The sequence below is a fragment of the Psychrobacter sp. T6-1 genome, assembly GCF_052258445.1.
Genome location: NZ_JBQQFC010000433.1, coordinates 1 through 1542, shown reverse-complemented (window position 1 = coordinate 1542; position 1542 = coordinate 1). Strand labels below are relative to the sequence as shown.

General features: G+C 41.1%; 3 protein-coding genes. 2 read left to right on the top strand and 1 reads right to left on the bottom strand.

The annotated features are described in order from the left end of the window. Positions 1–216, top strand: a 216-nt coding sequence (locus tag ACTXGO_RS13555) for a tRNA-dihydrouridine synthase (RefSeq protein ID WP_443574892.1), incomplete at its 5' end; no start/stop codon positions are given. A 117-nt stretch (positions 217–333) separates the two neighbouring features. Here ACTXGO_RS13555 and ACTXGO_RS13550 read toward each other — a convergent pair. Beyond that, complete coding sequence (locus ACTXGO_RS13550) at positions 334–735, bottom strand: DUF1622 domain-containing protein (protein ID WP_317198991.1); 402 nt, start codon at positions 733–735, stop codon at positions 334–336. 326 nt (positions 736–1061) lie between these two features. On the opposite strand from ACTXGO_RS13550, the gene ACTXGO_RS13545 reads away from it, so the two are divergent. Next, positions 1062–1542 (top strand): SDR family NAD(P)-dependent oxidoreductase (locus ACTXGO_RS13545; protein WP_443574891.1); only part of this gene is annotated, 481 nt, incomplete at its 3' end.

Here is a 1542-nt window from a genome sequence, read left to right as displayed (position 1 = left end):
AGTGTGAGTGAGATTAAAGATATTGTACTCACGCATTTACAAGAGCTATATGCGTTTTATGGCGAGTACTCTGGTTGCCGTATTGCCCGCAAACATATCGCTTGGTACACTACAGGTATTCCAAACTCCAACGCCTTTCGTCAAGCGATGTATGATGAGGAGAGTACCGCTGGGCAATTTAAAGTGGTCGAGCGCTTCTTGCAAGCACACGAATAGCGCTATACCTGTAGCACTGTGCCTGCTCTATTGTTTGTGCAGTATGTTTTTATCATAGCATATGAGTCATGATTTTAAGTTGCTTATGACTTTAACTGGCTTATGACTCCAAGTTACTTATGGTTCTAGATTCTCGTCATAGATTTTTTCATGCACACGCTGCGTCCTCTGCGGCGCTTTTTCTTTTTGCCAAGGGAAGCGACCCTCTAGCTCCACTTGCAATGATAAGCTCAAAAACGTACGAATCAGCACAATAAGGCCTAAAACCAATACGCCGCGCAAGGTCGGTTCTGTAACTACCGTCGCCATAATATCAGCGGCAATCAAAACCTCAAGTCCTAGCAAGATAGACTTGCCAACCGTCTGCCTGATTTCGACATAAGTATCATGATTAAAGCCGCCTGTCACCTTGATGCCTCGGTACAGTGCGTAAAATAGTCCTAAAAACATAATCAGAACACCAATCACCTCAACGATTTTGGCAATTAAATCGATATAGTGCGCTAAGGTCTCAATCAAAACATTCTCCTACCTTTACAAAGATGTTTATTTTATCAAATGAGCACGGCAGTATTGTGACACCTTGTTTTAATTCGATACTTGTTTTTATGCAACAAATGAAAAATCACCAAAAGTTGTTTACGCTTTGAAATACCTCTTATAAAAGCAATAGCTCCTTTTGTCGCTGCGTTCTAACAATAAACTTGACAAATTTTAGCCATCAACTAACAATGGTTAAGCGACAAAATATACGGCAGATTTGATAAGTAATCTTTGCTATTTTAAATGTAGGCATTAATATGGAATGTTAATGTATCGATAACCACCAAAAAAAAGGACATCTTATGGCTAACCCCTCGAAAAAAACGATTTCTAAATCTGTTAAAGGCAAAAACATTATTATTACGGGGGCATCAAGTGGTATCGGAGAGCGTACCGCTTATTTGCTAAGCGAATGCGGCGCGCACGTTATAATGCTGGCACGTACTGAAGAAAAACTAAAAAAGGTCAAAGAAAATATCGAGGAGCTTGGCGGTAAAGCCAGCTACTATCCTTGTGATTTGACAGACATGGATGATATCGAAAAGGTGGGCGAACAAATCAAAGCTGATTTTGATCGTATCGATGTGCTAGTCAATAATGCTGGGCGCTCAATCCGCCGCTCGGTTCACGAATCTGTCAATCGTTTTCATGACTTTGAGCGTACGATGGACATCAACTACTTTGGCGCGGTCAAAATCATTTTGGGCTTTTTGCCCGGTATGATAGAGCAGCAAGCCGGTCAAATCGTTAATATCTCATCGATCGGTGTTTTGGCAAATAGTC